Annotated in this window: 30 protein-coding genes and 2 pseudogenes; 18 read left to right on the top strand and 14 right to left on the bottom strand. The window is 40.7% G+C overall.

The window, feature by feature from the left end; all coding sequences use genetic code 11:
- Nucleotides 1-280: 280 nt before the first annotated feature.
- Nucleotides 281-517: a hypothetical protein gene (locus tag KA717_38035; GenBank protein ID UXE61137.1), complete on the top strand. Its 237-nt coding sequence runs from the start codon at nt 281-283 to the stop codon at nt 515-517.
- Here KA717_38035 and purL read toward each other — a convergent pair.
- Nucleotides 497-2815, bottom strand: a complete 2319-nt coding sequence (purL, locus tag KA717_38030) for a phosphoribosylformylglycinamidine synthase subunit PurL (protein ID UXE61136.1) — start codon at nt 2813-2815, stop codon at nt 497-499. The two genes, KA717_38035 and purL, sit on opposite strands and share 21 nt — an antisense overlap.
- Before the next feature lie 104 nt (nt 2816-2919).
- On the opposite strand from purL, the gene KA717_38025 reads away from it, so the two are divergent.
- The 8 genes from KA717_38025 (at nt 2920) to KA717_37990 (ending at nt 7958) form a co-directional block, all read left to right on the top strand.
- On the top strand, nt 2920-3195 hold the full coding sequence (locus tag KA717_38025) for a type II toxin-antitoxin system RelE/ParE family toxin (GenBank protein UXE61135.1): 276 nt from the start codon (nt 2920-2922) through the stop codon (nt 3193-3195).
- A gap of 11 nt (nt 3196-3206) precedes the next feature.
- Nucleotides 3207-3509: a HigA family addiction module antitoxin gene (locus KA717_38020; protein UXE61134.1), complete on the top strand. Its 303-nt coding sequence runs from the start codon at nt 3207-3209 to the stop codon at nt 3507-3509.
- A 69-nt stretch (nt 3510-3578) separates the two neighbouring features.
- Complete coding sequence (locus KA717_38015; protein UXE61133.1) at nt 3579-6251, top strand: GTP-binding protein; 2673 nt, start codon at nt 3579-3581, stop codon at nt 6249-6251.
- A gap of 205 nt (nt 6252-6456) precedes the next feature.
- Nucleotides 6457-6597, top strand: a complete 141-nt coding sequence (locus KA717_38010) for a hypothetical protein (GenBank protein UXE61132.1) — start codon at nt 6457-6459, stop codon at nt 6595-6597.
- Nucleotides 6598-6672: 75 nt separating this feature from the next.
- Entirely contained in the window at nt 6673-6927 is a 255-nt protein-coding gene (locus tag KA717_38005) for a hypothetical protein (protein UXE61131.1), read from the top strand.
- Nucleotides 6924-7268 carry a type II toxin-antitoxin system RelE/ParE family toxin gene (locus KA717_38000; GenBank protein ID UXE61130.1) on the top strand — a complete coding sequence of 115 codons (345 nt, stop codon included), beginning with the start codon at nt 6924-6926 and terminating at the stop codon, nt 7266-7268. The genes KA717_38005 and KA717_38000 overlap by 4 nt, the downstream gene beginning before the upstream one ends.
- 235 nt (nt 7269-7503) lie before the next feature.
- Complete coding sequence (locus tag KA717_37995) at nt 7504-7704, top strand: hypothetical protein (protein ID UXE61129.1); 201 nt, start codon at nt 7504-7506, stop codon at nt 7702-7704.
- Nucleotides 7704-7958 carry a hypothetical protein gene (locus tag KA717_37990; GenBank protein ID UXE61128.1) on the top strand — a complete coding sequence of 85 codons (255 nt, stop codon included), beginning with the start codon at nt 7704-7706 and terminating at the stop codon, nt 7956-7958. The genes KA717_37995 and KA717_37990 overlap by 1 nt, the downstream gene beginning before the upstream one ends.
- Before the next feature lie 28 nt (nt 7959-7986).
- Here KA717_37990 and KA717_37985 read toward each other — a convergent pair whose 3' ends face one another.
- The 4 genes from KA717_37985 to acnB form a co-directional block, all read right to left on the bottom strand.
- The gene (locus KA717_37985) at nt 7987-8142 is read right to left on the bottom strand and encodes a hypothetical protein (GenBank protein ID UXE61127.1); all 156 of its coding nucleotides are present in this window, start codon (nt 8140-8142) and stop codon (nt 7987-7989) included.
- 497 nt (nt 8143-8639) lie between these two features.
- Nucleotides 8640-8981, bottom strand: a complete 342-nt coding sequence (locus tag KA717_37980; GenBank protein ID UXE61126.1) for a XisI protein — start codon at nt 8979-8981, stop codon at nt 8640-8642.
- On the bottom strand, nt 8951-9385 hold the full coding sequence (locus tag KA717_37975; GenBank protein UXE61125.1) for a XisH family protein: 435 nt from the start codon (nt 9383-9385) through the stop codon (nt 8951-8953). The genes KA717_37980 and KA717_37975 overlap by 31 nt, the downstream gene beginning before the upstream one ends.
- A 54-nt stretch (nt 9386-9439) precedes the next feature.
- Nucleotides 9440-12049, bottom strand: coding sequence for a bifunctional aconitate hydratase 2/2-methylisocitrate dehydratase (gene acnB / locus KA717_37970; GenBank protein ID UXE61124.1), 2610 nt, complete (start codon nt 12047-12049; stop codon nt 9440-9442).
- Nucleotides 12050-12185: 136 nt separating this feature from the next.
- On the opposite strand from acnB, the gene KA717_37965 reads away from it, so the two are divergent.
- Nucleotides 12186-12401: a hypothetical protein gene (locus KA717_37965; GenBank protein UXE61123.1), complete on the top strand. Its 216-nt coding sequence runs from the start codon at nt 12186-12188 to the stop codon at nt 12399-12401.
- Entirely contained in the window at nt 12385-12795 is a 411-nt protein-coding gene (locus KA717_37960) for a PIN domain-containing protein (GenBank protein UXE61122.1), read from the top strand. The genes KA717_37965 and KA717_37960 overlap by 17 nt, the downstream gene beginning before the upstream one ends.
- A gap of 120 nt (nt 12796-12915) precedes the next feature.
- On the opposite strand, the gene KA717_37955 is transcribed toward KA717_37960, so the two are convergent.
- Nucleotides 12916-13254, bottom strand: coding sequence for a hypothetical protein (locus tag KA717_37955; GenBank protein UXE61121.1), 339 nt, complete (start codon nt 13252-13254; stop codon nt 12916-12918).
- 395 nt (nt 13255-13649) lie between these two features.
- Here KA717_37955 and KA717_37950 point away from each other — a divergent pair, with 395 nt between their 5' ends.
- Both KA717_37950 and KA717_37945 read left to right on the top strand, forming a co-directional pair.
- A complete protein-coding gene (locus KA717_37950) occupies nt 13650-13802 on the top strand; it encodes a hypothetical protein (GenBank protein ID UXE61120.1) in 153 nt (50 codons plus the stop codon).
- Nucleotides 13803-13937: 135 nt separating this feature from the next.
- On the top strand, nt 13938-14210 hold the full coding sequence (locus KA717_37945; protein ID UXE61119.1) for a hypothetical protein: 273 nt from the start codon (nt 13938-13940) through the stop codon (nt 14208-14210).
- A 529-nt stretch (nt 14211-14739) separates the two neighbouring features.
- On the opposite strand, the gene KA717_37940 is transcribed toward KA717_37945, so the two are convergent.
- Both KA717_37940 and KA717_37935 read right to left on the bottom strand, forming a co-directional pair.
- Nucleotides 14740-15174: a PIN domain-containing protein gene (locus KA717_37940; protein ID UXE61118.1), complete on the bottom strand. Its 435-nt coding sequence runs from the start codon at nt 15172-15174 to the stop codon at nt 14740-14742.
- A complete protein-coding gene (locus KA717_37935; protein UXE61117.1) occupies nt 15171-15422 on the bottom strand; it encodes a hypothetical protein in 252 nt (83 codons plus the stop codon). The genes KA717_37940 and KA717_37935 overlap by 4 nt, the downstream gene beginning before the upstream one ends.
- A 336-nt stretch (nt 15423-15758) precedes the next feature.
- On the opposite strand from KA717_37935, the gene KA717_37930 reads away from it, so the two are divergent.
- Together KA717_37930 and KA717_37925 are read left to right on the top strand one after the other, a co-directional pair.
- Nucleotides 15759-16358, top strand: coding sequence for a hypothetical protein (locus KA717_37930; GenBank protein UXE61116.1), 600 nt, complete (start codon nt 15759-15761; stop codon nt 16356-16358).
- A gap of 64 nt (nt 16359-16422) precedes the next feature.
- A complete protein-coding gene (locus KA717_37925) occupies nt 16423-17184 on the top strand; it encodes an MBL fold metallo-hydrolase (GenBank protein ID UXE61115.1) in 762 nt (253 codons plus the stop codon).
- A gap of 10 nt (nt 17185-17194) precedes the next feature.
- Here the strand turns inward: KA717_37925 and KA717_37920 are convergent, their stop codons facing one another.
- Complete coding sequence (locus tag KA717_37920; GenBank protein ID UXE61114.1) at nt 17195-18487, bottom strand: TldD/PmbA family protein; 1293 nt, start codon at nt 18485-18487, stop codon at nt 17195-17197.
- A gap of 72 nt (nt 18488-18559) precedes the next feature.
- Nucleotides 18560-18808, bottom strand: coding sequence for a Ycf34 family protein (locus tag KA717_37915; GenBank protein UXE61113.1), 249 nt, complete (start codon nt 18806-18808; stop codon nt 18560-18562).
- Nucleotides 18809-18941: 133 nt separating this feature from the next.
- Between KA717_37915 and KA717_37910 the strand changes: the two genes are divergently transcribed.
- Nucleotides 18942-20189 (top strand): CCA tRNA nucleotidyltransferase, encoded by a 1248-nt coding sequence (locus KA717_37910; protein UXE61112.1) that lies wholly within the window; start codon nt 18942-18944, stop codon nt 20187-20189.
- Between the two features lie 43 nt (nt 20190-20232).
- On the opposite strand, the gene KA717_37905 is transcribed toward KA717_37910, so the two are convergent.
- Nucleotides 20233-21348, bottom strand: coding sequence for a transposase (locus KA717_37905; GenBank protein UXE61111.1), 1116 nt, complete (start codon nt 21346-21348; stop codon nt 20233-20235).
- Nucleotides 21345-21650, bottom strand: a pseudogene (locus tag KA717_37900) (ISKra4 family transposase). Before KA717_37900 ends, KA717_37905 begins: the two are co-directional and overlap by 4 nt.
- Before the next feature lie 157 nt (nt 21651-21807).
- Between KA717_37900 and KA717_37895 the strand changes: the two are divergent.
- A protein-coding gene (locus KA717_37895) for an ISKra4 family transposase (protein ID UXE64911.1) occupies nt 21808-22865 on the top strand; the annotation gives its coding sequence in 2 pieces (ribosomal slippage) (nt 21808-21964 and nt 21964-22865; 1059 coding nt in all).
- 17 nt (nt 22866-22882) lie between these two features.
- Here KA717_37895 and KA717_37890 read toward each other — a convergent pair.
- Both KA717_37890 and KA717_37885 read right to left on the bottom strand, forming a co-directional pair.
- The gene (locus KA717_37890) at nt 22883-23365 is read right to left on the bottom strand and encodes a hypothetical protein (GenBank protein UXE61110.1); all 483 of its coding nucleotides are present in this window, start codon (nt 23363-23365) and stop codon (nt 22883-22885) included.
- Nucleotides 23366-23385: 20 nt separating this feature from the next.
- The gene (locus KA717_37885; GenBank protein ID UXE61109.1) at nt 23386-23679 is read right to left on the bottom strand and encodes a hypothetical protein; all 294 of its coding nucleotides are present in this window, start codon (nt 23677-23679) and stop codon (nt 23386-23388) included.
- 99 nt (nt 23680-23778) lie between these two features.
- On the opposite strand from KA717_37885, the pseudogene KA717_37880 reads away from it, so the two are divergent.
- Nucleotides 23779-25060 (top strand): annotated as a pseudogene (locus KA717_37880) (ISKra4 family transposase).
- The last annotated feature ends 425 nt before the right edge of the window (nt 25061-25485 follow it).

Below are 25485 nucleotides of genomic sequence, written 5' to 3'. Positions count from 1 at the left end.
ATAGGTCTAATGGGGTAGCTTTGAGAACCAATCGTCAAATGGAAATTACGCTTAAAGAACTTTTACAGTCTTTGAAGGCCGGTGGATTGGCTGCGATCGCCTTTACCGGCATTTATGGTAGCAGTGTGGCAATTCATTTCTGGCGGGGTGGTTAGCCTATTTAGAAGCCAATGGGGAAGTCAAAACTACTCGACACCGACGTTGGAATGGGAAGTATTTTGAGATTTGGCAATGTCGTTATCTCAATCAAATTCCCCTGCGAGAGCAAAAGCCTGCTTTGTTGGTTAACTGGTGTGAAGTAAAAATCTACCGCGAATCCGATACTCAACTCCTCTATCACAATAGTTGGATTACCAACCATTCTCTCACCCCTCAAATCGTTCTTGATGGCTGTCGTGCTGGACGGACACGTTGGCGCATTGAGAACGAGAATCACAATATTCTCAAAAATCGGGGCTATCACTTAGAACATAATTTTGGTCATGGTAAACAACACTTAACGGGAAAAGTCAGTTAACTGAAGGGCGATCGCGTTTTCCCAGATTTCTTTAATAGTGACTACATCAGAATCAATTAAAGTCGTATTATGAAGATTTAAAATGCTTAAATTTCCAAAAGAAGAACCCACTACTCCTAACTTTTGCCAGTTGTTATCTAAAGTTTCTTGAAGATAATTTTCCCAAGTAGTTTGATGTTGGGGATGAACGGAAACGATAATGCGACTGGCGGATTCTCCAAACAACAATTCATCTAAGCGTTGATTGTCCGTATTAATCACAATTTCTGCCCCTAAATTACCACTAATAGAAGACTCAGCTAAGGCCACAGCTAAACCTCCTTCAGCACAATCATGGGCGGAATTCAACCAACCTTGACGAATACCATGACGACAAGCGGCTTGTACTTTTTTCTCTAATTCAAAATCGAGACGGGGAGGCTGACCAGCGATCGTTTGATGAAGAGTTGCTAGATATTCCGAACCGCCTAAAATATTGTGAGCATTATTCCCTAATAAATAAATTAAATCCCCCGTTTGTTGCCAACCTTGACCCACAATTTTCGATAAATCGGGAATTAGCCCCACCATGCCGATCACAGGAGTCGGGTAAATGGATTGGGGTTTGCCCTCAGAATCTAGGGTTTCATTATAGAGCGAAACATTTCCTCCTGTAACGGGTGTACTTAACTCTCGACAGGCTTCGGCAATACCCTGACAAGCGGTTGCTAATTGCCAATAACCGATGGGATTTTCGGGACTGCCAAAATTCAAATTATCCGTTACCGCTAAGGGTTCGGCTCCCACACAACTTAAATTTCGAGCCGCTTCTGCTACCGCTAATTTTGCCCCTTCGTAGGGATGTAAATAAACATAACGGGGATTACAATCGGTGGTTGCTGCGACTCCAATGGTACAATCGGTTGGATTCGCGTTGACAGGACGAACCCGAATCACGGCGGCATCTGCTCCCCCTGGCAAGAGAACGGTATTATTTTGGACTTGATGATCGTATTGGCGATAAACCCATTTTTTCGAGGCAATGCTAGGGGTATCGAGAAGTATTTTTAAAACGTCATTCCAGCTTTTTAATTGACCATTAACTTCGATCCCATTCTGTTGAGCTACGGGTAAATTATTGCTTGTCCACTGCCAGGCTTTTTGGGCATATTCAGGGGCTTCTTTGACTAATTCTCGATGATAAATAGGCGTATTATCTGCTAAAGCGGTAGCAGTAATTTCGGCAGCAATTCCCCCTTGAAATAGGATACGAACGATGGGTTCTTCAATTATAGTTCCCGCAACAACCGCTTGCAATCCCCAACGGTGAAAAATATCAATTAATTCCTGTTCCCGTCCTTTGTGAGCCACAAATAACATTCGTTCCTGGGATTCGGATAATAAATATTCGTAGGGAATCATGCCCGTTTCTCGCACAGGAATTTTATCTAAATCTAGTTCAATTCCCACTCCACCTTTGGCAGCCATTTCGGAAGTAGAACAGGTAATGCCTGCGGCTCCCATGTCCTGGGCCGCGACCACTGCTCCCGTTTTAAAGGCTTCTAAACAGGCTTCTATTAGGGATTTTTCTAAAAAGGGATCACCGACCTGGACGGCGGGGCGATCGCTCATGGAGTCATCAGTTAATTCCGAACTGGCAAAACTGGCTCCTCCCATACCATCCCGTCCCGTTGTGGAACCCACATATAAAACGGGATTACCAATCCCTGCGGCTCCCGATTTGACAATGGTTTCGGTTTCCATTAAGCCCAGGGCCATGGCATTCACTAAGGGATTGCCTGAATAGGCGGGATCAAAATAGACTTCACCGCCAATGGTTGGTACACCGACACAATTTCCGTAGTGTGAAATACCATCTACGACTCCCATAAAAATACGGCGATTACGCGCATCGTCTAAGTTACCAAACCGTAGGGAATTTAAAATAGCGATCGGTCTGGCTCCCATAGTAAAAATATCGCGCAATATTCCCCCGACTCCAGTAGCTGCTCCTTGAAAGGGTTCTACTGCTGACGGATGGTTATGGGATTCGATTTTAAAAGCTAGTTGTAATCCGTTTCCCAAATCTACGACCCCTGCGTTTTCTCCTGGCCCGACCAAAACGCGATCGCCGGTGGTAGGAAAGTTTTTGAGGAGGGGGCGCGAGTTTTTGTAACAACAATGTTCTGACCACATGACCCCAAACATCCCTAGTTCGGCTTTGTTGGGATGTCTGCCCAGCCGTTGGACAATATCGGCGTATTCTTCGGGTTTGAGTCCTTCGGAGGCAATTTCGGCAGGGGTAAAGGGTGTGGTCATGGGTTTAAGATTAACGGTTTAGGGTTATTTTATCGTGAAGTTGGCTAGGGAGAAAATTGCGTTTAGGATAATAAAATCAGATTTTGGGGGAAGTTGCTTAGGAGATGATAAAAAGTTTTCGTTGTAAGGATACAGAAAAACTTTATAATCGAGTGTTTGTCAAGAAGTTTTCAGGGTTGGAGCGATCGGCTCTGAAAAGATTGCGTATTTTAGATAGTGCCGATACGTTAGAAGCTTTAGCGAATTTACCGAGTAATCGTTTAGAACGTTTAAAAGGGGATAGAATGGGACAATATAGTATTCGTATTAATGATCAATTTCGCATTTGTTTTTTGTGGGATGATTCTCCCTATGATGTTGAAATTGTAGATTATCATTAGAGGTATTGGTTATGAAAGATTGGAAAGAACCTATTCACCCTGGGGAAATTTTAGCGGACGAGTTAGAGTTTATGGGTCTTAGTGTTGAGCAGTTGGCCCAATATATTAAGGTTTCAGACAAGACTATTGAGGAACTTTTAATGGGTCAAGTTAATCTTACAGCCGACATTGCTCTCCGATTAGGCTATTTTTTAAATACGGGGGCTGAGATGTGGATGAATTTACAAAAAGCCTATGAGTTGGATGTTGCTCGTCAACAGTTAGGGGATAAGTTAGAGTTGATTGTACCTTGGCGATCGCTGTCTTCTACTTGAGAAGAATTGTCTGTATCCGCTTAAATTGACTACTTTTATCGGCTATCACACTTAAAAAAGGAGTAAATAATGGCAAGAGATAAAGGCTATTTTGAAGCACAACGACGTATTAAACAGGCTAAGCGGAGAGAGATAGATTATCTCGATCTCAGTAACTTAGCTCTTACAACAATTCCACACAATATTACCACAATTCCCAATTTACACGAACTCAATCTCAGCAATAATAATTTAACATTTTTACCAGATACTTTTCTAGAACTAACCTCTTTAAAAAAACTTGATCTCCGTAGAAATCATTTGAACATTGATGGCCAATTAAGCTTGATGCCCTGGGCAATATCTAAACTTACAAATTTACAAGAACTTAATTTAATAGGGAATCAATTGAGTCGCCTTCCAGAAGAGATTGGCAATCTTACAAGCTTAAAAGTACTTTACTTGACACAAAATAATTTGGAAGAGTTACCAGAAAAATTTTTTCTACTCACGAATTTACGAGAACTTTACCTTTCAAGAAATCGCTTAAAAAATCTCCCAAGAGCAATTTCAAAACTTGTAAATTTACAAAAACTTTATCTTTCAAATAATCAATTGAAAAGCTTGCCAGATACAATTAAAAATTTGATCAACCTAGAAATACTTGTTCTTAGCGAAAATTTACTAAATCGGCTTCCGAGAGAGATCTGTTTGTTGACAAATTTGCAGAGACTACACATTCATCTCAATCAGTTAAACAGTTTGCCTAAAGAGATTGATCAATTAATTAATTTAAAATGTTTTGTTCTTGCTAGTAATCCCTTGCCAATCCTTCCTGAAATTATTCGTAAAGGTTGGGGAAAAGATTATTGGGATGATGGCGATCCACAATCAGTGATTACCTATTATTTAGAACAAGAAATGCAACCCCTTAATGAGGCAAAAGTAATTCTTGTTGGTCAGGGAACAGTTGGAAAAACATCTATTGTTAAATGTTTATTGGGGGAATGTTTTAGTTCTGATGAAAACAAAACTGACGGTATTTCTATTCGCAATCTTGAGGTTTTTCAGATAAATAAAAACAACCGTAGTATTCGTCTAAACATTTGGGATTTTGGTGGTCAGGAAATTATGCACGCCACTCATCAATTCTTTTTAACTAAACGTAGCCTCTATTTGCTTGTTCTTAATAATCGTCAAACTGAAGATGAAAATCGTTTGGAATATTGGCTAAATACTATCGAAAGTTTTGGTGGTGATTCTCCCATTATTATTGTCGGTAACAAAAATGATGAACATCCTTTAGATATTGATCAACGAGGCTTACAACGCAAATATCCGCAGATTAAAGACTTTATTGCTACTTCTTGCAAAACAGGATTAGGAATTGAAGAATTGCAACAATTTATTAATCGTGAAATTGGCAATCTTAAGCACGTCGGTGATCTTTTACCTCAAAAATGGTTTGAGGTGAAGACACATCTCGAAGGTCTCAAGAAAAATTATATTCCTTATGAAGAATATCAGCAAATTTGTGAAGAAAATCAAATATTAGAAACTAAAAAACAAAAAGTTTTAGTTAGCTTACTTCATGATTTAGGTATTGTTTTAAATTTTTATGATGATCCCCAAGTCAGCGATACTCATGTCATTAACCCTGAATGGGTGACAACAGGAATTTATAAAATTATTAACCATGATCCTTTAATTGATCGTTATCAAGGTATTCTTTCTTTTGCTATCTTAAGTGAGATTCTTCCACACTATCTTTATCCTCCACAAAAACACAGCTTTATTATTTCAATAATGAAGAAGTTTGAGCTATGTTTTGCTATTGATAACCAAACATTTCTGCTGCCGAATCTTTTACCTAAAACTGCACCTGAGCATCTCGACCGTACTCAATGGCAAGAAGCACTACGTTTTGAATATCATTACTCCATTCTTGCCCAGAGTGTTATCTCCCGTTTTATTGTGAAAATGCACCATCGAGTTTTTGAGCAGACCTATTGGCGGACAGGTGTTGTTCTATTTTGCAACGATAACCAAGCCCTAGTAGAAGCCGATCTTTATGACAAAAAGATTTTCATTGCAATTAATGGTCAAGTCAACACTCGCCGCGATTTTTTAGCAGAAATTCGGGGTTATTTTAATAACATTCATAACAGCTTCTCGAAACTGCCAGAAGAACGTGTTCCTATTCCTCAAGATCCTAAAGGAATAGCAACTGTCAGCTATGATCATCTGCTTTTTCTTGAATCAATTTCTCAAGATGAATATTTTCCAGAAGGTATGAGAGAATGCGTAAGTGTTAGAAAACTACTGAATGGTATTCGCCCCGAAACTCAAAATTTTCGACAATCTGATAAAATTAATATTGCAATTCATAACAGTCCTTCTATGTCTAATATTTATCAAAAAAGCGAAAGTGGCGACAATGTTGCTGGCGATAAAATCTACGGTGATAAAGTTGGCCGTGATAAAGTCACCAATTACAATAATAGCCAAAACCTTGCCCAAGCTGCTCACGATATTAACGCATTAATTAGTCAACTCTCTACTGATTATAATTCTAATACTCCTCTCGGTCAAATGCAAATGGGTTCAAAAATTGTTGAAACCATTGATTCTAATTTACCCCTTAAAACTCGTACTATTAACGCTCTTAAAGAAGCGGGATCAGCAGCATTTGAAGAAGCAATTGATCATCCCGTCGCTAAAGTTGTTGTTGCTGCTTTAAAAGGATTTATTGATGCTGATTAATCTATTATCGTACAAAAATAAACAGTGATCGCCTACTTATCATTTTACTAACAGCGATCGCCCTTTTTCCAATTTGAGAGACTAAACAGCGATCACCCTCTTTCCAACTTACAAAAATAAACAGCAATCACTCCTTTTCTAATTTAAGATAATAAACAGTGATCGCCCTCTTGACCGTTGAAGAGAGTAAACTGAGATCGCCCCCTTGCCAATTCTCAAAAAGAAACTGCGATCGCCCCTTTTACAATTTAAGACAATAAACAGCGATCGCCTCTTTTCAACTTACAAAAACAAACAGCGATCGCCCCTTAACTTAATGAACTGCGATCGCTTTAGTTTAAGATAAAGTTTTAGCCAAATAAAATCAATATTTATTGTTACAATATAAACTAAACACATTCTTGTTAGAAGAGGTTATTCAATGACGATTTTTGTCACCCTTAGTCCTGAACTAGAATTATTACTATATGAAAGAGCAACGCAATGCGGTCAAGATGTTAGTTCGGTTGCATCTGAATTGTTGGCTAATGCTTTAACTTGGGAGGAACAAGATTCGCAAGAGGCAGTTAGGGGTATTCAACAAGGATTGCAGGATTTTGAAACGGGAAAATCTCGATCTTTTGACGATTTTGCTGAGGAGCAACGCCGCAAGTATAATCTTCCGGATGACAAATGAAATATCATATCGAAATTTCAAGTATTGCTGAATCGGAAGCCGACAGCGCATTTCTGCGTTTATCTCAACTTATCTCTCCGACAAAAGCAAGTCAATGGTACTCAGGTTTACTGAAAGCAATTGAGTCTCTGTCTAAGATGCCTAGACGCTGTGCTTTAGCAAGAGAAGACTATTATTTTAGCCAAGAAATTCGCCAGTTACTCTACGGTAGAGGACATAATTTCTATCGAATTCTTTTTGTTATTGTAGAGGAAAAAATACCAACGGTTCGGATTCTTCATATTCGTCATGTCTCACAGCAAACGATTGGAGAAGAATCAGAAACTTCTGACACAAATTAACTGTTAAAAAGATAAAATCACTATCTTTCATGCCAATTTTGTCAGACTATATTCATCAATTCTAGATAACAAAATTGATGTAAAGGCGATCGCCGCCAACACTTAATTCTGAACTTAAAAACGAGATCGCTTTCCATCCCTCAACCTGAAACAGCGATCGCCCTTTTTCCAATTTGAGACAATAAGCCGCGCTCTGTTTGCTAAAATTAGGCTGTAAATCATTTCTCCCCTGCTTATGTCAAAACTAGAGCAAATCGAAACCGATATTCTTGCCTTGTCTGCAAAAGACTTGGAAGCATTAAAACAATGGTTTGCAGATTTAGACTATGAACACTGGGATCAACAAATAGAACAAGATATTGCTAACGGTCGTTTAGAGGCTTTTGGGCAAGAAGCATTGGCTGAATTTCAGGCTGGCCATTGTCAAACAATCTGATGCACTATAACACCCGACGCTTTTGGCAATGTTATGATGCCCTCCCTGAAAGTATTCAGAATATAGCAAATCAATCCTATCAACTTCTCAAAACAAATCCAGGCCATCCCTCGTTACATTTTAAAAAACTTAGCGGTAAATATTGGTCTGTTCGAGTCGGTTCAAGTTATCGAGCGGTGGGAATCGAGGTGGAATCTGGTATTTCTTGGTTTTGGATTGGTACACACTCAGAATATGACAAACTCATTAAATAATTTTTTGTTGTGATCGCCTCTTTTCAACTTACAAAAACAAACTGCGATCGCCCTTTTTCCAATTTGAGACAATAAACCGCGATCGCCTTTTTTCTAATTTGAGAGAATAAACCGCGATCGCCTTCTTTCCAGTTTGAGATAATGAACCGCGATCGCACCTTAACTTAATGAACTGCGATCGCACTTCCCAAACTCTATAAAACGCGATCGCACTTCCTAAACTTAATAAAACAGCAATCGCCCCTTCTCAAACTTCACTTAAAACGGCGATCGCCCTCTCCTCTCTCCACAATCAAGCAGCGATCGCCCTTCCAAACTCTATAAAAACGAGATCGCCTTCCAAACTCTATAAAACGCGATCGCCCTCTCCTCTCTCCACAACAAAACAGCGATCGCCTTTCCCAAACTCAATAAAAACAGCGATCACCATTTCTAATCCTCAAAACGCGATCGCTGAGTTTAGACAATTGTAATTGATGTTCAGCAATTCGGGCTTCCAAAGACGCACGCTGGCGAAGCCAGATTCCTACGCGATCGCTTTTTTAAAATGACTTTTTCCCATAAAAATGAAGTTAAATCGAGGTAGGCTGTAAAGACCCACCCAAACTAATTTTAGCTCAAAACTCCCGTAGCTATCCTCAAATCAAAGAAAAATAGTCCAAAGCCTTGAGAGACCGAACCTTAAGCAACAGCAAACTCGGTGAACTTACGAGTTTCGGGAGCATAGAATGCCAAAACAATATCCTCCTTTGGTACTCCTTCCCTGAGTAATTCATTCGCAATTCCTTCTTCTGTCCAATCCTCCTCAATGTAAATTTTCCCGTTTTTAATGCGAACATGAACATGAGTTGACTTTTTCCGTTTATCATCTTGCCAATCAACCGTTAACCAAAGATAATGATCATGGTTTTCATCAAATACTAAACAAGTTTCAGCATCATAATCGGGGGATTTATGAACCAATTGATCATACACTGTGAGAATATCCTTGATTAATATTCGATATTTTGTGACTTTATCCATGAAGTAATTTCCTCCTTTTTATCATTGAAAATAACAAAATTAATTTGATAATGTTGGATAACAGCCTGAATTGATTTTCTTTGAAAAAACGTATCAAATATTGAATTTTTGACCGCCAAATAAAGCTTATAATTCTTATGAGAAAACGCAAGAAAATCACGATATAAAAGATATTGACCCAAAGCATTTTGAAAATCATTCATTGGCGAGGGGCCAATAAAACTTTTAATTTCTACAACAATTATGCGCTCTTGTTGTTCAGGCAATAAAGTCTTCTCAGCTAATAAATCAGCATAAAGATTATCACCCTCATATTCAACCGTATAAGGATCAGCAAGGATTATCCAACCATCCTTGATTAAAGCATTTTTAACTGTATTGTGATAGCGATCTTTTGCGGGCATTCTCCTCCTTATTTTAGTCAAAGGTGAGCCATGAAGACCCACCCAAAGCAAATTTTAACTCAAAGCTCCCGCAGGAATCCCCAAAATATCCTCAATCTTGGGCATATCTTCAAGAGCAATTACACGGCCCTCATCCTCAAAACCCGCAATCTGATCAAAGTTGAGGTAACGGTATAAATCCCCTGCAAAAGGATCAACCTTTTCCTGCACGATCGCCATATATTCTTCGACCGTTGGAATCTTACCGAGTAAGGCACAAACCGCCCCCAATTCAGCCGAACCAAGATAGACTCGCGCTCCCTTACCCATACGATTATTAAAATTACGAGTAGAGGTCGAAAATACCGTTGCATTATCTTCCACACGGGCTTGATTGCCCATACAAAGAGAACAACCAGGCATCTCCGTGCGAGCTTGGGCCGCCTCAAAGATTTCGTAAATTCCTTCCTTGCGTAATTGCTCTTCATCCATGCGAGTGGGAGGACAAATCCAAAGCCGAACTTTAACCGTTCCAGCCCCTTCTAAAATCTTCGCCGCGGCCCGATAATGACCAATATTCGTCATACAAGAACCGATAAAGACCTCATCAATTTTGTCTCCCGCACATTCCGACATTAATTTAATATTATCGGGGTCATTAGGAGCCGCCACAATTGGTTCTTTAATCTCGTTCAAATTGACTTCAATAGTGTCAACATATTCCGCATCAGAATCGGCAGACATTAACTGAGGATTGGCTAACCATTGTTCCATTTTCACCACCCGACGCAGAATGGTACGAGCATCCTGATAACCCCGCGCAGCCATATTTTTCAACAGAGCCACATTGGAGCGCAGATATTCGGCAACGGTTTCTTCACTGAGTTTAATCGTCGAACCTGCACAGGAACGTTCCGCCGTCGCATCGGTTAGTTCAAATGCTTGTTCTACCTTGAGATCGGGTAAACCTTCCATTTCCATCACCCGACCATTGAAGACATTAACCTTATTTTCCTTGCCAAAGGTTAACTTGCCCTGTTTCATGGCGACCCAGGGAATGGCATTCACAATATCGCGCAGGGTAACACCTGGCTGTAATTCCCCCGTGAAGCGTACTAAAACCGATTCTGGCATATCTAAAGGCATCACTCCCAAGGCCGCCGCAAAAGCAACTAAACCCGAACCTGCTGGAAAGGAAATCCCCAAAGGAAAACGCGTATGGGAATCACCGCCTGTACCAACAGTATCGGGTAAGAGCATCCGATTCAACCAGGAGTGAATAATGCCATCGCCAGGACGCAAAGCCACACCGCCCCGTGTGGAGAAAAAGTCGGGTAATTCCTTATGGGTGGTAATATCCACGGGTTTGGGATAGGCGGCGGTATGACAGAAACTTTGCATGGTTAAATCCGCGCTGAACCCTAAACAAGCAAGTTCTTTTAACTCATCGCGGGTCATGGGGCCAGTGGTATCCTGGGAGCCAACGGTGGTCATAATCGGTTCGCAGGATGTCCCAGGACGAACTCCAGGGAGACCGCAAGCCTTACCGACCATTTTTTGCGCCAGGGTGAAACCTTTGCCTGTATCGGCGGGCATTGTGGGACGAACAAACAACGTACTAGGTTCTAATCCCAGCGCATGACGGGTTTTATCCGTTAAACTGCGCCCAATCAACAGGGGAATACGACCGCCTGCCCGTACTTCATCGAGAATCGTATCGGGTTTGAGGGTAAAACTAGAAACGACTTCCCCAGCTTCGTTTTTAATCACCCCTTCGTAGGGATAAATGGTGATTACGTCCCCTGTATTCAGTTTTGAGACATCACATTCAATCGGTAACGCGCCCGAATCTTCGGCAGTATTAAAGAAAATCGGGGCAATTTTCCCACCCAAAATATAACCGCCCGATCGCTTATTGGGAACGAAGGGAATATCATCGCCAATATGCCATAGTACAGAGTTGATCGCCGATTTGCGGGAAGACCCTGTACCCACCACATCACCAACATAGGCAACGGGATGACCTTTTTGTTTAAGTTCGGCAATCACTTCTAAACTGCCAGGTAAACGACTTTCCAACATCGCTAGGGCATGAAGGGGAATATCGGGGCGAGTCGTGGCATGGGTGGCAGGAGAAAGATCGTCAGTATTGGTTTCGCCAGGGACTTTAAAGACGGTGACGGTAATACTTTCAGCTAATTTGGGCTTATTGATAAACCAAGCGGCATTGGCCCAGGCATCAATCACCTGTTTGGCGTAGGGATTGATTTCCGATAGTTCTAAAACTTCGTTAAAGGCATCAAAGACTAAGAGGGTCTTGCTGAGGGCGGCAACGGCAGTGGCGGCGATATTGACATCCCTAGATTTGAGCAATTCAATCAGGGAATGAACGTTGTAACCACCAATCATTGTCCCCAACAGACTCACCGCGCCCTGGGCGGAAATAAATGGACAACTAATTTCACCTTTTGCCACCGCCGTTAAAAAACCGGCTTTGACGTAGGCCGCTTCATCTACCCCAGGCGGAACCCTGTCTCGCAATAAACTTAAGAGTTCTCCTTTTTGCTCTTCGGGGGGATTTTTGAGTAGTTCACAAAGCTCGGCCGTTTGTGCGGCATTCAGGGGAAGTGGAGGAATGCCCAATTTTGCCCGTTCTGCGGCTTGTTGATGATAGTCAGCTAACATAGGATTCTTCTTGATGGTGAATGACGGTTATTTTATTCTAAAGGGTCTGTTAAGGCGATCGCTGTAAAGGAATTGACGGAAAAAGCCAGCCATTGACTATAATTTGAGAGAAGGTCTTGATTTGAGGTAAGTTACGATGACTACAAAACAAATGATTCAAGAAAAAATTGAAGGTTTAAGTGAAGAACAGCTTAAACAAGTCTATGGCATGATTGAACAGTTAAACAGTTCAGAAAATACGGTTAAAAAACAGAGTTTGATGTCTCGATTACAGGAAATTTCGATTGATGCTCCCGAAGATTTCTCTGTTCAAATGGCTATCCGTTATGGGAGAGATGTTGGTGATGACTAAAATTTTTGTAGATACTTGGTTTATTGTTGCTTTAATTAATAAACGGGATCAATATCATCAAAAAGCTTTACAATTGTCAGAACAATACAAAAATCATCCTTTGATTACGACTGATGCAGTTTTCTTGGAATTTGGCAATGCTTTATCCAGTAATTACAAGAATGAAGCGGCTGAATTAATTGAACAGTTTTTAGCATCTGATGAAATTGATGTTATTCGTTTAACGCCTGAGTTATTTGATCAATCATTACGTTTATACAAAAAACATCAGGACAAATCCTGGGGGCTAGTGGATTGTTTTTCCTTTGTGGTAATGAAGCAACATAAGGTTAGTCAAGCTTTAACTTTTGACAGGCATTTTATCCAAGCAGGTTTTCAAGCACTAATGAAATAAAGGTGAACTTTGGGATTCACCCTAAACCATCGTTGAGCCGCAATTACACTTTTTTTGATAATCGCATTTAGTCCAAAGTAAACTCTTGGCTAGTTATACTATTTTGAAGATGAATGCCATTTACTTTTTTTCCAAATAAAGGTCTTTAATATTTTCATTCATTTGACTAGATAAAGCACCTCCATGAAATCGAATTTTGCTACAACAAATACAGGCATAGGAGTTACCAAGCGTAAGAGGTAATACAGCAGGGACTAAATCAACAGATGTACCTAAGATAGACGACAAAGTGTCCGTTAGCCCGCCGCTACTATCTGCTAGCATGAAATCTGCATAACTTATGCTGATATGTTTAGTTATTTTGTCGCATTTTCCTAAACACATAAGTTCTTCGCTAGAATTGGCGGCATTCATAACTTTACCAGCCAGTTTACCCAAAACACTACTAAAATCACTCATAACCCTAGCCCCCGAAGGATTTTTATCTTAAATTAGGCTCAATTGTAGCAGTTTTAAATAGATTGTAAAGGCCGAGCTATTCTGGACAACTACAATCTTCATACAAAGTCCATGCGATCATAACAAATTTCACTAAAGGCGATCGCATTTTTAAGAGGGGAGAAAGCGATCGCCTGCTTGTTGATGATCGTCAGCTAAAATAGAAGTCTTCTCGATACTGAATGACGGTTATTTTATTGTAAAAAGTCTGTTAAGGCGATCGCTGTAAAGGAATTGACGAAACAAGTCAGCCATTGACTATAATTTGAGGGAAGGTCTTGATTTGAGGTGAGTTACGATGATTACAAAACGAACAAATACTGGTGTTTTTTTAGGGAGAGATGTGACATAACATAATGAGTGGTATTAATTATCTTATTGAATTAGATAAAAAACACTTAGCCAAGCATTTACCCAATACTCCCCAAGTAAAGCGTCTTTTAAGTAAAGGTCTTTCAGCCCATATTTTTAAAGATATTGAAACCTTAGAAAATGTTGCTCAATTTTAATTATTGAACAAGGAGAATATACAGGTAAAGTCAGAAAATATGAACGATATGGTTTGTATTTTAGTGATGTAATTGGCTATCGAATTAGCCCAGATGGAACAAAATTAAACCTTTATTATGGGGAAATAAAAATCAATGACGACAACCAATATCACGTTATCCCTAGAACCAGTCCAAGTAGAGACTGATTGGCAATTTACAGAAGTTTGGATCGATCCGATGTTAACGCCTCCTTATTTACTTTTATTGTTGGCAGATAAGAAAGGTCAATATTTTATTTATGATCCAGCGAAGGATTATCAAGTAATATTTTCCAGCGATAGTTATGAAACAGCTAAGTTATGGTTGTTAGAGGATGAGTACGAACCGATCGCAGGCAGATTATCTTTGGATGATTTACTGGTTTGATGCGATCGCACTTGTCAAATAGATAGAATGGCGAGAGTTAGCTCCTGGTAAAGGGACTGTGAAGGCGATCGCTTTTTTTATTTCTCTCTAAAATACCCGCTTTATGACAAAAGAAATACCATCACAGTAAAATTGACCAACGACTTTTTAAAATTTGATATACTTGGCACGGTCATGGATTGAGATTTTCGCCCCCTGAATCCCCCAATGCTGGGTAGGGCTGATTCATTCTCTGGTTTGATTCCTTTTTTGTCTCTCTTCAATCGCTTATGGGGTAAGCAAAGTAAGGTATTTTTAAAAATTTTCAGATATTTATTCTGAGAAATCGCCTTAAAACCTTGCCAGATAAGGATTTGATTGATTGAGATTTGTTAGAATGAATCAGCCCTACCCAATGCTGGGGGACTTTGAAACCGATAAATAGAGAATGGTTCCCCCAAAACTTGGGGGGCTAGGGGGGCTGAACTAAAAAACGCAAATTATCACCGTGCGAGGTATAACAGGGCGATCGCTTTTTTATTGATGATAGTCAACATAGATATTTTTGAATGAAATTTTCAGGCGTTAAGCATTCAAAATCAGCAATTTGTCTAATTAATTCTCGATTAGAAGAAACGAAACTATCGGCCTCTGCGTATTTAGCAGTTAGATAAATGAAAATATCCTCTCTCGGAATAGTTTTGTTAGCTAAAATCTGTTTAGCTTCTATTAAGACTTGTTCAGTTTCTGGTATAAATAAGCAGTCAAGATTTACCCAAATTCTTGTAACAATTTTAGCCGCCCAATCTTTACCTTGTAGTCGTTTCCCGACTCGTAGAATTTGATTGATCAATTCTTGAGAGATAATCGTTTTAGCATTGCATTGACCGTCATAGTAGCCGATCCATTGTAGAATTTTATCTTCAGGAGAGTCAGGTATTTGTTGACCAATAATATAGACATTAGTATCTAAAAATAGTTTCATAGTTGACGTTCTTGAATGAGTTCTTGTTTGACCTCGCGGATAAGTTCTAAGATTTGTTCTCTATTTTCGATGCCCGCTTCTTTAAAAGATTGTTGCATAGCTGTTCTAATTTCGTCATTTTCTTGGCATTCGTGGGGAGTTTGAAAAATAATAAACACAGAAACGTCGACATCTCTAGGCAAGGCAGGTTCGGTTTGCTCAAGGATGAGTTGACCGTCTCGAATTTTACCTTTGGTTTGAATAAACATGATAGTTAAATGAATAAGTTAATGTAATTTGATACTGGTTATACTGTTTCAATGCCATTATAGCCTGGCAATAACTAAGCGCGATCGCATTTTTGAAATTTGATAGGATGGCGATCGCGGTTTCTAGGGAAATTTCTACCTGTAAATAATTCGTTGATAGATTATCCTGTGAAACGGTACGATAGGGCTTTCGAGCTCGCGTCAGATGTAATCAACGAAAATTTTACAGCAAGAATTCCAATGAGGCCAAATAGGGTGGCTGATTAGGTTAATTTAATAGTAATCTAGTAGTAGAGCAGCGATCGCATTTTCTAGATTTAGCGAGGAAAAACTGTCATGGCTGAGTACTGCACTCGTATTATTATTGACCCCCTGCGTGTGACCATGAGTTGGATTGGGGTATCTAGCACCCCAGAGACACCCATTAGTTTTGATTGGCAATATCAGTTTCAGGATGGCAGTCGTTTAGTCGGTCAAGTCAAGGGTAAGATTGATCCTCAAACCCATAACCTCAACCAAGCTACGCACCTACAGGCCAGCTATATTGGCACTGATGGCAGAAGTATTTTATTGCAATGGCAGATGCAGGACTTCGCTATTTTTGAAGCCGGAAAAGAGCAATTGATTATTGCCTCTAACGATAATTTTGTCAGCAATAGTTTATCCCTCGTCGCCTGTCCCCATCGTTCCTGCGCTCAAGTTACCCATTGGGGCATGAAACTGGTCAGTGAACCCTTCCGCGCTGAAGCCTGGTCATTTGTGCCGACACCTCAATCCCAAACTGCCAACCTGCAAATGGATTGGATTTTTTCACCCTGCTTTCCCTTCCTGGGTTATCGTCTCGCTCTACAACCGCCTCTTCCTCAAAAGAATTATCCCTGGACAGTTTTTCCCTATTTGGGTTGGGTTCCTCGCCTGTCAACTGTGGCTGCCTAAGTTTACAATTCTTTACGATCCGTTACAATAGGAAAAAATCAGATTTGGCTATCTGCTAAAATTTATGCGTTTAACCTGGTTTGACAGTAATTCCTGGCTAATTGAAGTTGGAGATCAAAGAATTCTTCTTGATCCTTGGTTTGTTGGCCCCTTGGTTTTTGGCAACGCAACTTGGTTATTTAAAGGGAAAAAAAATCGTCAATTTCCCATACCAACGGACTTATCGTTGCTGTTACTCTCCCAGGGACTAGAGGATCATGCCCATCCACCCACACTGCAACAGTTAGATCCACAATTACCCGTTGTGGCTTCGGCCAATGGTGCAAAAGTGGCTAAAAAGTTGGGATTTCAAGAAATTACTGCCTTGCTTCCTGGCCAAACTTTTACTTTAAATAATCAGGTGGAAATTCGTGCCTTTTCGGGGTCTTTAGTTGGCCCCCAGTTGGTAGAAAATGCCTATTTATTAACAGATTTAACCACAGGTTATCGTCTTTATTATGAACCCCATGGTTTCCATTCTCCCGAACTGAAAAATATGGGTACGATAGATGTTATTTTAACGCCTGTGGTGGGAGCGAGTCTCTTACATTTAATTCCCGTTCTCAATGGTCAAAAAACGACGTTAGAACTCTGTAAATGGCTACAACCAGAGGTGATTGTTCCAACGGCGGCGGCGGGTGATATTCGTTATGAAGGTCTAATTGGTTATCTATTTCGGGAGGAGGGATCGATCGCCGCTTTTGAAAATTTGTTAAGTCGAGCCAATCTCCAATCTAGGGTGATTAATCCTCAGTTAGGAGAAGCAATCGTCCTACCCGTTGTTTAGCCTGATTAAATTAGAAATTACCCCCGACAACGGAAAGATCCTCAATCAGCAGGGAAGGCGTATAGCAAGAACCATTCCATTGGCGATCGCTCCCTAGGGCCAAGATCTGCTTTAGCAAACTATAAACATTACCAGCAATCATCGTATCTTTAACCCGGCCAACAATTTGTCCTTTTTCGATGCGATAACCCAAATCAACGTTAATGGAAAAATCGCCAGAAATATCTGGCCCTCCACCCAAACTTTGATCAATTAATAAACCATTGTCAATCTGTCCCATTAAATCCATGAGTGAACCTTCTCCTGGTTCAACAATCAGATTCACTAAACTCGGTGTTGGATAGTTGCCCAGTCCTGGACGAAAACCGTTACCTGTACTTTGACACCCTAATAATCTCGCGGTAGTGCGATCGCTGTAAAACTGTTCGATACGACCCTGAGTAATTAAGGGTAGAACTTGGGTTGCAGTGCCTTCATCATCAAAGGGACAATCGTAGGGAGGAAAGGTGGGATCTTGGTAAAGGGTGAGACAATCCGCCAGAACATTTTGACCGATTTTATCGCTCCAGGGCGAGGACTTTTCCTGTACCCGTTTACCGCTCAAGGCCGACACCACGGTTCCCCAGAGTAAGGTCGCTGCGTTAGGTGTAAAGAGAACTGGGACTTTTCCGGTGGTCGCCGTTGCGTTGGTTTTGGCCCAGGCTAAGCGTTGTAATAATTGCTGCACAATCTGATCGGGCTGAAGTTTTCCCCGACTATATTCCCCATCGTAAACGGCTAAAAAGTCTTCGCCGCGAATCCATTCCACGCCAAAGTAGTAGCTAATGGCGATATCACTGTACTGGCAATGTAAGCCTTTGGAGTTCATTAATAAAGTAGTATCTTCTTCGCATTCTAATTCTCCACTACAGAGAACTTCGGGATATTGGTCACGGATTTGGGCGATCGCTGTTTTGCCCATTTCGATCAAGGTTTGCACCTCCAGACTTGCTCCGACAGTGGGATAAATAGCTGTGCGAGCTTCGTTTAATTCTGGTGTTTCTGGGGGATTCAAATGGGAAAGGGCGATCGCTTTATCAACCAAAGCTTGGGGATCGGCAAGGCCATAGGCAACGGCTAAACCAGGGCAACCTTCTCGCCACAATCGCAGGGCTGTACCGTCAGACTCAGAGCTTTCTAATTGCTTGAGACGATTGGCTTCAAAAAAAACAGGATGGGACAGCGATCGCGAATAATAAACTTCGGCAGCTTCGGCTCCTGCTTGACGGGCGAGGGTTAATAGTTGTTCTAGGTCGTGACTCATCAAAAGCTCCAAAAATTCCGTTTAAAATCGAGATGGCTCAGTCAACAGTTTGGAGAGGGAAAACAGCAAGCACTAGGTAGGAACCGGCTCACCAGGTCTTAGCTTGAGCCATTTTCCCATTTCCTGTAAAAAACTCTCACAACCAACCACGTCCCACTCCATTTCGATATAATCACTTTGGGGACGAATGTTGACATTAATACTGGGTTCAATGGGATCAAAGTCTGGAGACTCAGTGAGATGGGGTTGTTGATGTTGCTGCTCGACGGCATGATAGGTAACACAGCGATCAACATAATGGCAGTTGACACAAATACACATGGCACTGACACAATCCTTTTTTGCTACTTTAGCTTAGACTTCTAGATTCTGGTTACTGCTCTTAGACTATGTTTGTCTTTTGGGGGCAAACCATCCCGACTATCGGCTATCTTTTTAAATAATCCTTGCTCTTTTGACCCAACTTCCCCCTCTTCGTCAGCAATTACCGTTTGATTTAATCTGGCTTCCCAGTCAGGCCTATTTGGTGGGGGGAGCGGTGCGAGATGCCATTCTAGGACGCAGACGGGAATATTTAGATTGGGATTTTGTCATCCCTGAAAAAGCAGTAGAAACGGCCAGGGCGATCGCCGAACATTATCAGGCTGGCTTTGTCGTTCTTGATAAGGCCCGTCAAATTGCGAGAGTCGTATTTCCCCAAGGAACGGTTGATTTTGCCCTACAGGAAGGTCAGACCCTAGAACAGGATTTACAACGGCGGGATTTTACTATTAACGCGATCGCCTATAACCTTCACCAGGAAAGACTCATTGATCCTCTCAATGGCGTAAAAGATCTGAAAAAAAGACTCCTAAAAATGGTCAGTGCCAGAAACTTGGCTGATGACCCCTTAAGATTATTGCGAGCCTATCGACAGGCTGCTCAATTGCAATTTGCCATTGATCCCACAACGCGAGAAACCATTCAAGATCTAGCCCGTTTGATTAAAGGGGTGGCAGCGGAACGGGTACAATCAGAGTTGAATTATCTTCTCAGTAGTCCGCGAGGTAATCAATGGCTATTAGCGGCTTGGCAAGATGGACTATTAAAGGTCTGGTTTCCTCAGGTTGACCTGGATACCTTAAATATCATTTGTCGAATTGATTTAGCTCTAGCGACGGTTAAAGCGACGTTAAGCGTAGAGGAAAGGCTAGTCTTTGCCCAGGCACTAGGGAAAAAAAGCATGGCCACAGCCAAATTAGCCAGTTTAGTGACAAGAGATCTCCTCCAGGCAGAAATACAATTGGAAACCCTGAAGTATTCTCGCCAAGAAATTCGGGCAGTCTGCTCCGTTCTTAAAGGCTATGTTTGGTTAACCCAAATTTCTTCACTTCCTAGTTTGAGAGAACAGTACTTTTTCTTTTTAGAAATGGGGAAATATCTACCTATTTTGATTCTCTTTGCCCTGGCCAATGGTTCTGAGCAATCCTTGATTTTTGAGCTTTTGGCAAAATATCTAGATCCTCAAAATGCTGTTGCCCATCCTCGCGCCCTTATTTCAGGAAACGATTTAATTCAAAAACTGAAGCTTAAACCCAGTCCTATCATCGGCAAGTTACTCACTGAAATTCAGGTTGCCCATATTGAGGGTAAAGTTGCTTCTGTCCAAGAAGCATTGATTTATGGAGAGTTTTTAATTCAAAATCAAACTTCATTGTTCTGACTTTAATCATTGTCGGTTAATCAGAGGCACACAGAAAACGGAGTTAACCAAAGTTAAATAGAGTTAGCTGCTTTATGTTCGCTCCCTGATTGACCGATGGAGGCTTGCGTCTCCTTGGTTCTAGGGTCTGGGACTTGCCTTTGTCCGTTTTCGCCTCGAATAGTTGACCCTGCATAGGAGTCAAGCTATCCAGAAACTTCCGAGTCCGTTCTAACAATATTTCCTTTGCCTTTTTATAGCTAAGAAAACGGGGGATTTCAACGTCTCCCAGTCTTGCTAGAATGTTGTCAGCAGCGTTGATATCAGAGTGTAATACGACCCCATCATGTCCGATAAACCGCTCCCCAGAGCGAGTCCCTGTAAGAGTCCCGAACCGAGAATCGAGTTGTGACGTATAGGCACTGTTAACAGCAACAATCGCGCAACCTACGCGAGTTGAAACCTGATTAAGAGCATCGGCGACCACGCCTTTACACCAAGAAGAAACGTTTCTTTTCATCCGTTTTGTTCTTGGTTTTTTGTTGCGAATTTGCTCTGTTAAATCTTCAAAGGCTACCTTAATCGCATTTTGCATGAGTTGATGGGTAGCGGTAAAAACAAGGGTTTTAATTTGTCCCTTGAAACGGGACTCTCGTTTATCCCATTTCTGTTTACCCAAGTTGTTACGATTAATCCTATCCGCTTTGGCGGTATCCCCTTTTTGGATTGCTTTATCGGCAACAGATTTTAATTTGTTGCGCTTAACTTTTTTGGCTGTACGATAATCGGTTTCTTTCGTTTGCAAGGAACCAAAATTATTACCTAAAAGTCTAGCACTATCGTTAGAAGAAGTGGCATAAACTTCCGTATAACCCCTATCGCAACCGATGGTTAAACCTTCTGTTTTAAGTTCGGACTTTTGAATATTAGTTGTGTAATGAATTTCCCATCTATCAGCCCGTTTAATCAAGCGTAACTGACAGGTAACTTCGTGAGGTAATGTAGTCGGAACTTTTATAGTTTTCCCTTTTTTTAAGCCACCAAAACGAAGCCAAACCACTCCATTTTTGTCAATTTGTGTATCAAACGCTCTGAGAATAATTTGATTGTCAACCTTCGTGGGGAGCATCTCACCTTTGCAATAAGTAGAAATACTTAACGAGGTAAATGAAAGAGTCAAAAAAGGTAATCATTTAAATAGGAACAGCGATGACGAAGTACTTGTGGTACATTGTCAGAATTCCAACTCGCACCAGTAATTTTAAGACGATGACCAATTTGTTTAACTTGAGATTCGACAGAGCCAGAGCCAATAGAAATGCCCTCTGCCTGCAAATAACCATAATTGACAATCCGATGTTTATGCTTGTTTAAATAAATGATAAAATTCTCAGCTTGAGGCTCTGACCATCCCTCAAAACAGGAGATAGCGGCATCCACTTCACCCGTCCAAAGAAAAGACTTGACCTCCTCAATTCGCTGGGGAGCATCTCACTTATGCAATAAGTATTAATACTTATGGGCAGAAAAATAAGACTTTGAACTTTATCGAACTTTATCAAAAAAAGAAATGAGAGTATAATAGTCGAGACCCACTTTCCAAAATCTATCCCAATTGAGGAACAATCTCATGTTATCAGTGTTATCAGAAAATGAAAAAAGGATTCAAGAGTTATGTCAAGAGTTGGGAGAATGTCTCTATCAACAATCTCAAGTTAAAACATTTAATAATTTGGGCGAAATAGAGGAGACTGTCAGAGACTTAATGATTCAGTATGTCAACCCAGAAATAGGTATTTTTTTGTCAAAACAAGTACCGAGGAAACCACAGGTCGGATACGAACAGTAAAAAGTATTTTGGGGGAATTGCCCATTACAGAAAAACAAGCGAAGAAATTAGAACTAAAGCCTCGAACTCAGATGAGTCCAATGTTAGAGAAGAACTGTTTGCTACTGAGTGGCGATGAGTCTTATGAAAAAGCAGCTAAGAAAATCCAATCATTGACGGGAATTGCTGTTTCTCACAGTACGCAACAACGCCTTGTACATCGCTATCATTTTGAAGAATTACCCTCTAACACAGAAGTCGAAGAAATTAGCATAGATGGTGGGAAGGTACGACTCAGAACTCCCAAGGGAGAACCCTTAATTTGGCGTGATTATAAAGGAGTCAGTTTTCATCAATTGGGGGTAGCTGCCTTTTTTCAAGATAACTCGGCTTTATTAGATTTGGTTAATTCTCAAATTTTGGCTAAGCCTTTAATTTGTTTGGGAGATGGACATGATGGTATCTGGAACTTATTTCGTGAGATAGGACAGAAACATGAGCGAATTGAAATTTTGGACTGGTATCACTTAATTGAAAACCTCTATAAAGTTGGGGGGTCATTCCAGCGAATTGAGGAGGTCAAGTCTTTTCTTTGGACGGGTGAAGTGGATGCCGCTATCTCCTGTTTTGAGGGATGGTCAGAGCCTCAAGCTGAGAATTTTATCATTTATTTAAACAAGCATAAACATCGGATTGTCAATTATGGTTATTTGCAGGCAGAGGGCATTTCCATTGGCTCTGGCTCTGTCGAATCTCAAGTTAAACAAATTGGTCATCGTCTTAAAATTACTGGTGCGAGTTGGAATTCTGACAATGTACCACAAGTACTTCGTCATCGCTGTTCCTATTTAAATGATTACCTTTTTTGACTCTTTCATTTACCTCGTTAAGTATTTCTACTTATTGCAAAGGTGAGATGCTCCCCCTTCGTGTGTCCACGATGCCAATATTTACGGACAAGAGAACATAGTTTAGGGTGATTAAGCCAATCACGACTTTCTAGGGTTAACTGTAATACTCCTTTTTTGGAGTGAAACGTTTGATAAGATTGCCTCAGAGCTTTCATTACCTTTTCAATACAGGAAGCTTGTACAAGGTGAATATCATCTATGACATCATAAAGAGTTGAATCCCATAACTTCGCTGGTAGCTCATATTTCTCACGAAAGGGACGTAGTTGCTTGTCAATCTCAAATTTAGAGATTCCCCAAGCTTTTAATGAGCCAAATTCATTCCACAAGTCACAACGAAGTTGACCCAATCGAAGCGCGATGGTATCCAGTTCTTCCGACTTCCACTTATTCAGTTCTTGAGTTCCTAGAATAGCAATCCTAGTTACCGTCAGTTGACCTTTTACCTTGCGTTTCATTGAGTTAACCTCCTCTTTTATTATAGCGATTCACATTGCTTAGTTGTTGGATCGATTGTAGATATATTTTGTTCATCCTCAATCTTTTTCTTGTAAGCACGAAGAAAATGGAGCTTGGAACTAAAACAGTGCATTATACTCATAAAGTCGTGCATCAATTCTTCTTGAGGAGATAGTTTACTGTTGTTGATTACCGTGATTTTGCAATCGTGAAGATGGCAGAACCATTCCACAAAATCAAATCCGAATCGGCAAAGTCGGTCTTTATGACCAACAACAATCTCACCTATTTCTCCTTTTGATACTTGAGTCATTAATTTCAGGAAACCTTTTCTTTTCGGGTGTGACCTTTAGTTGATGAAGGAAAAGAAAAGTGTTAACATGAGATGAAAAGTGACAAAGAGGAAACAATGATGACAGCAAAACTAATTAATGTAGAGGGTTCAAAGATAAAAATAGAACTAACATTAGAACTAAGTCGTTCAATGTTGGATACAGAAATAAATATTCAAAAAGGCTTAAACGAAGTAGGTTGCATCGCCAGCAAAGAAGCCTTGAAATATTTAGATACAGATGGTTCACCCTTAAAAATCGGTGAAGAAATCTGGAAGAGTAAGGGAGAGCAACCGAAAGAATATCAAACACCTTATGGTGAGGTTATAGTGAATCGTCATGTATATCAGCGTTCACCTTTGAGGAAAAACGTATTGCCCCTTAGAAAGAGAAGCAAGGATAATCATAACATCAACGCCATTATTGGCAAAACAGGTATCCTCAAAAATGTCAGGGATGGCAGGCAAAGAGGTGAAAAATGATTTATTAGAAAATCATGGTAGAAAAGTAGCGCTATCCTATATCCAAAGATTGAGTGAAGCAGTAGGAAGTGTGGTACAGGCAAAAGAAGAAGCGTGGAGTTATGCCCCGCCCAAGGAGGATAGCCAAATTGCAACAGTGGGAATAGGATTAGATGGAACCTGTATGCTGATGTGTGAGGATGGCTACCGTGAAGCAATGGTGGGAACCGTTTCCCTATACGATAGTGAAGGCGAACGTCAACCTACAATCTATCTAGGTGCGGCACCAGAGTATGGAAAAAAGAGTTTTCTAGAAAGATTAGAAAGAGAAATTGAGCGAGCGAAAAACCGTTATCCAGAGGCAACATTGGTCGGGATAGCAGACGGGGCAGAATCAAATTGGAAGTTTTTAGAAAAGCAAACGGAAGAACAGATATTAGATTTCTATCATGCCTCTGGTTACTTAGGTGCCTTGGCAGAAGCGTTGCATCCGAATACCGTGTCAAAACAAAAAGAATGGTTGACTGAAAATTGTCGAGAACTCAAGCATGAAAAAGGAAAAGCAGGAGAACTGCTAAATCTGATGAAAGAAGTCAAAGAAGAAAAAAGTCATTCTAAGAATCTTACCGAGAAACTACAAGCGGCGATTACTTATTACGAGAATCATCAGCATCAAATGGATTATGCTGAATACATAGAGAAAAAGTATCCGATTGGTTCAGGTGTTACGGAAGCAGCTTGTAAGACGTTGGTCAAACAACGATTATGTTGTTCAGGAATGCGATGGAAGGAAAAAGGAGCAGGAATTATTTTGAGCCTACGAGCTTTGGTATTGACCAAGGAACGATGGAGTCAATTTTGGGCAAAACTTGATCAATATGGGTTCCCTGTAGAACCCTGATTACAACAGCTTTTATCAACTAAAGGTCGCACCCTTCTTTTCCAGTTCATTCCACTGGCAACGTCCTTGACAACCCGTGTCCCTGGGTAGGCTTTCCCCAAAAAGTCAATCTGAGTTTCAAGATCGTTGACTTGTGTTCTCGTACTTACGCGAGCATACAAGACCCGTTCTTTCTCGATAGAGATCGACTCCTCGAATGCCGATTCAGGGTATCTGCGATGCCCACCAGGAGAACGAATACAAGGGATTTTCCCTTGATCTGCCCAGTCAGATGTTGTTCTTGGGTGATAACCATACTTTTGATAAACTTGGGTTGGGGTTAGGTACTTCATTTGATTTATCCTATTTGACCCCATTATACTTCGTTATTCAATGATTAGGTGTGCTGACTTTTTCCTGACTTTTTCCTGACTTTTTCAACTCGA

The organism is Woronichinia naegeliana WA131, assembly GCA_025370055.1.
GTDB lineage: Bacteria > Cyanobacteriota > Cyanobacteriia > Cyanobacteriales > Microcystaceae > Woronichinia > Woronichinia naegeliana.
Note: the sequence above shows the minus strand (reverse complement) of the source record. Positions and strands in the feature narration are given on the sequence as shown.

Bases quoted from the DNA above. Each gene is read 5' to 3' on its own strand.
- purL (UXE61136.1), bottom strand. From the start codon at position 2,815: ATGACCACACCCTTTACCCCTGCCGAAATTGCCTCCGAAGGACTCAAA.
- KA717_38025 (UXE61135.1), top strand. From the start codon at position 2,920: ATGATAAAAAGTTTTCGTTGTAAGGATACAGAAAAACTTTATAATCGA.
- KA717_38020 (UXE61134.1), top strand. From the start codon at position 3,207: ATGAAAGATTGGAAAGAACCTATTCACCCTGGGGAAATTTTAGCGGAC.
- KA717_38015 (UXE61133.1), top strand. From the start codon at position 3,579: ATGGCAAGAGATAAAGGCTATTTTGAAGCACAACGACGTATTAAACAG.
- KA717_38005 (UXE61131.1), top strand. From the start codon at position 6,673: ATGACGATTTTTGTCACCCTTAGTCCTGAACTAGAATTATTACTATAT.
- KA717_38000 (UXE61130.1), top strand. From the start codon at position 6,924: ATGAAATATCATATCGAAATTTCAAGTATTGCTGAATCGGAAGCCGAC.
- KA717_37995 (UXE61129.1), top strand. From the start codon at position 7,504: ATGTCAAAACTAGAGCAAATCGAAACCGATATTCTTGCCTTGTCTGCA.
- KA717_37990 (UXE61128.1), top strand. From the start codon at position 7,704: ATGCACTATAACACCCGACGCTTTTGGCAATGTTATGATGCCCTCCCT.
- KA717_37980 (UXE61126.1), bottom strand. From the start codon at position 8,981: ATGGATAAAGTCACAAAATATCGAATATTAATCAAGGATATTCTCACA.
- KA717_37975 (UXE61125.1), bottom strand. From the start codon at position 9,385: ATGCCCGCAAAAGATCGCTATCACAATACAGTTAAAAATGCTTTAATC.
- acnB (UXE61124.1), bottom strand. From the start codon at position 12,049: ATGTTAGCTGACTATCATCAACAAGCCGCAGAACGGGCAAAATTGGGC.
- KA717_37965 (UXE61123.1), top strand. From the start codon at position 12,186: ATGACTACAAAACAAATGATTCAAGAAAAAATTGAAGGTTTAAGTGAA.
- KA717_37960 (UXE61122.1), top strand. From the start codon at position 12,385: ATGTTGGTGATGACTAAAATTTTTGTAGATACTTGGTTTATTGTTGCT.
- KA717_37955 (UXE61121.1), bottom strand. From the start codon at position 13,254: ATGAGTGATTTTAGTAGTGTTTTGGGTAAACTGGCTGGTAAAGTTATG.
- KA717_37950 (UXE61120.1), top strand. From the start codon at position 13,650: ATGAGTGGTATTAATTATCTTATTGAATTAGATAAAAAACACTTAGCC.
- KA717_37945 (UXE61119.1), top strand. From the start codon at position 13,938: ATGACGACAACCAATATCACGTTATCCCTAGAACCAGTCCAAGTAGAG.
- KA717_37940 (UXE61118.1), bottom strand. From the start codon at position 15,174: ATGAAACTATTTTTAGATACTAATGTCTATATTATTGGTCAACAAATA.
- KA717_37935 (UXE61117.1), bottom strand. From the start codon at position 15,422: ATGTTTATTCAAACCAAAGGTAAAATTCGAGACGGTCAACTCATCCTT.
- KA717_37930 (UXE61116.1), top strand. From the start codon at position 15,759: ATGGCTGAGTACTGCACTCGTATTATTATTGACCCCCTGCGTGTGACC.
- KA717_37925 (UXE61115.1), top strand. From the start codon at position 16,423: ATGCGTTTAACCTGGTTTGACAGTAATTCCTGGCTAATTGAAGTTGGA.
- KA717_37920 (UXE61114.1), bottom strand. From the start codon at position 18,487: ATGAGTCACGACCTAGAACAACTATTAACCCTCGCCCGTCAAGCAGGA.
- KA717_37915 (UXE61113.1), bottom strand. From the start codon at position 18,808: ATGTGTATTTGTGTCAACTGCCATTATGTTGATCGCTGTGTTACCTAT.
- KA717_37890 (UXE61110.1), bottom strand. From the start codon at position 23,365: ATGAAACGCAAGGTAAAAGGTCAACTGACGGTAACTAGGATTGCTATT.
- KA717_37885 (UXE61109.1), bottom strand. From the start codon at position 23,679: ATGACTCAAGTATCAAAAGGAGAAATAGGTGAGATTGTTGTTGGTCAT.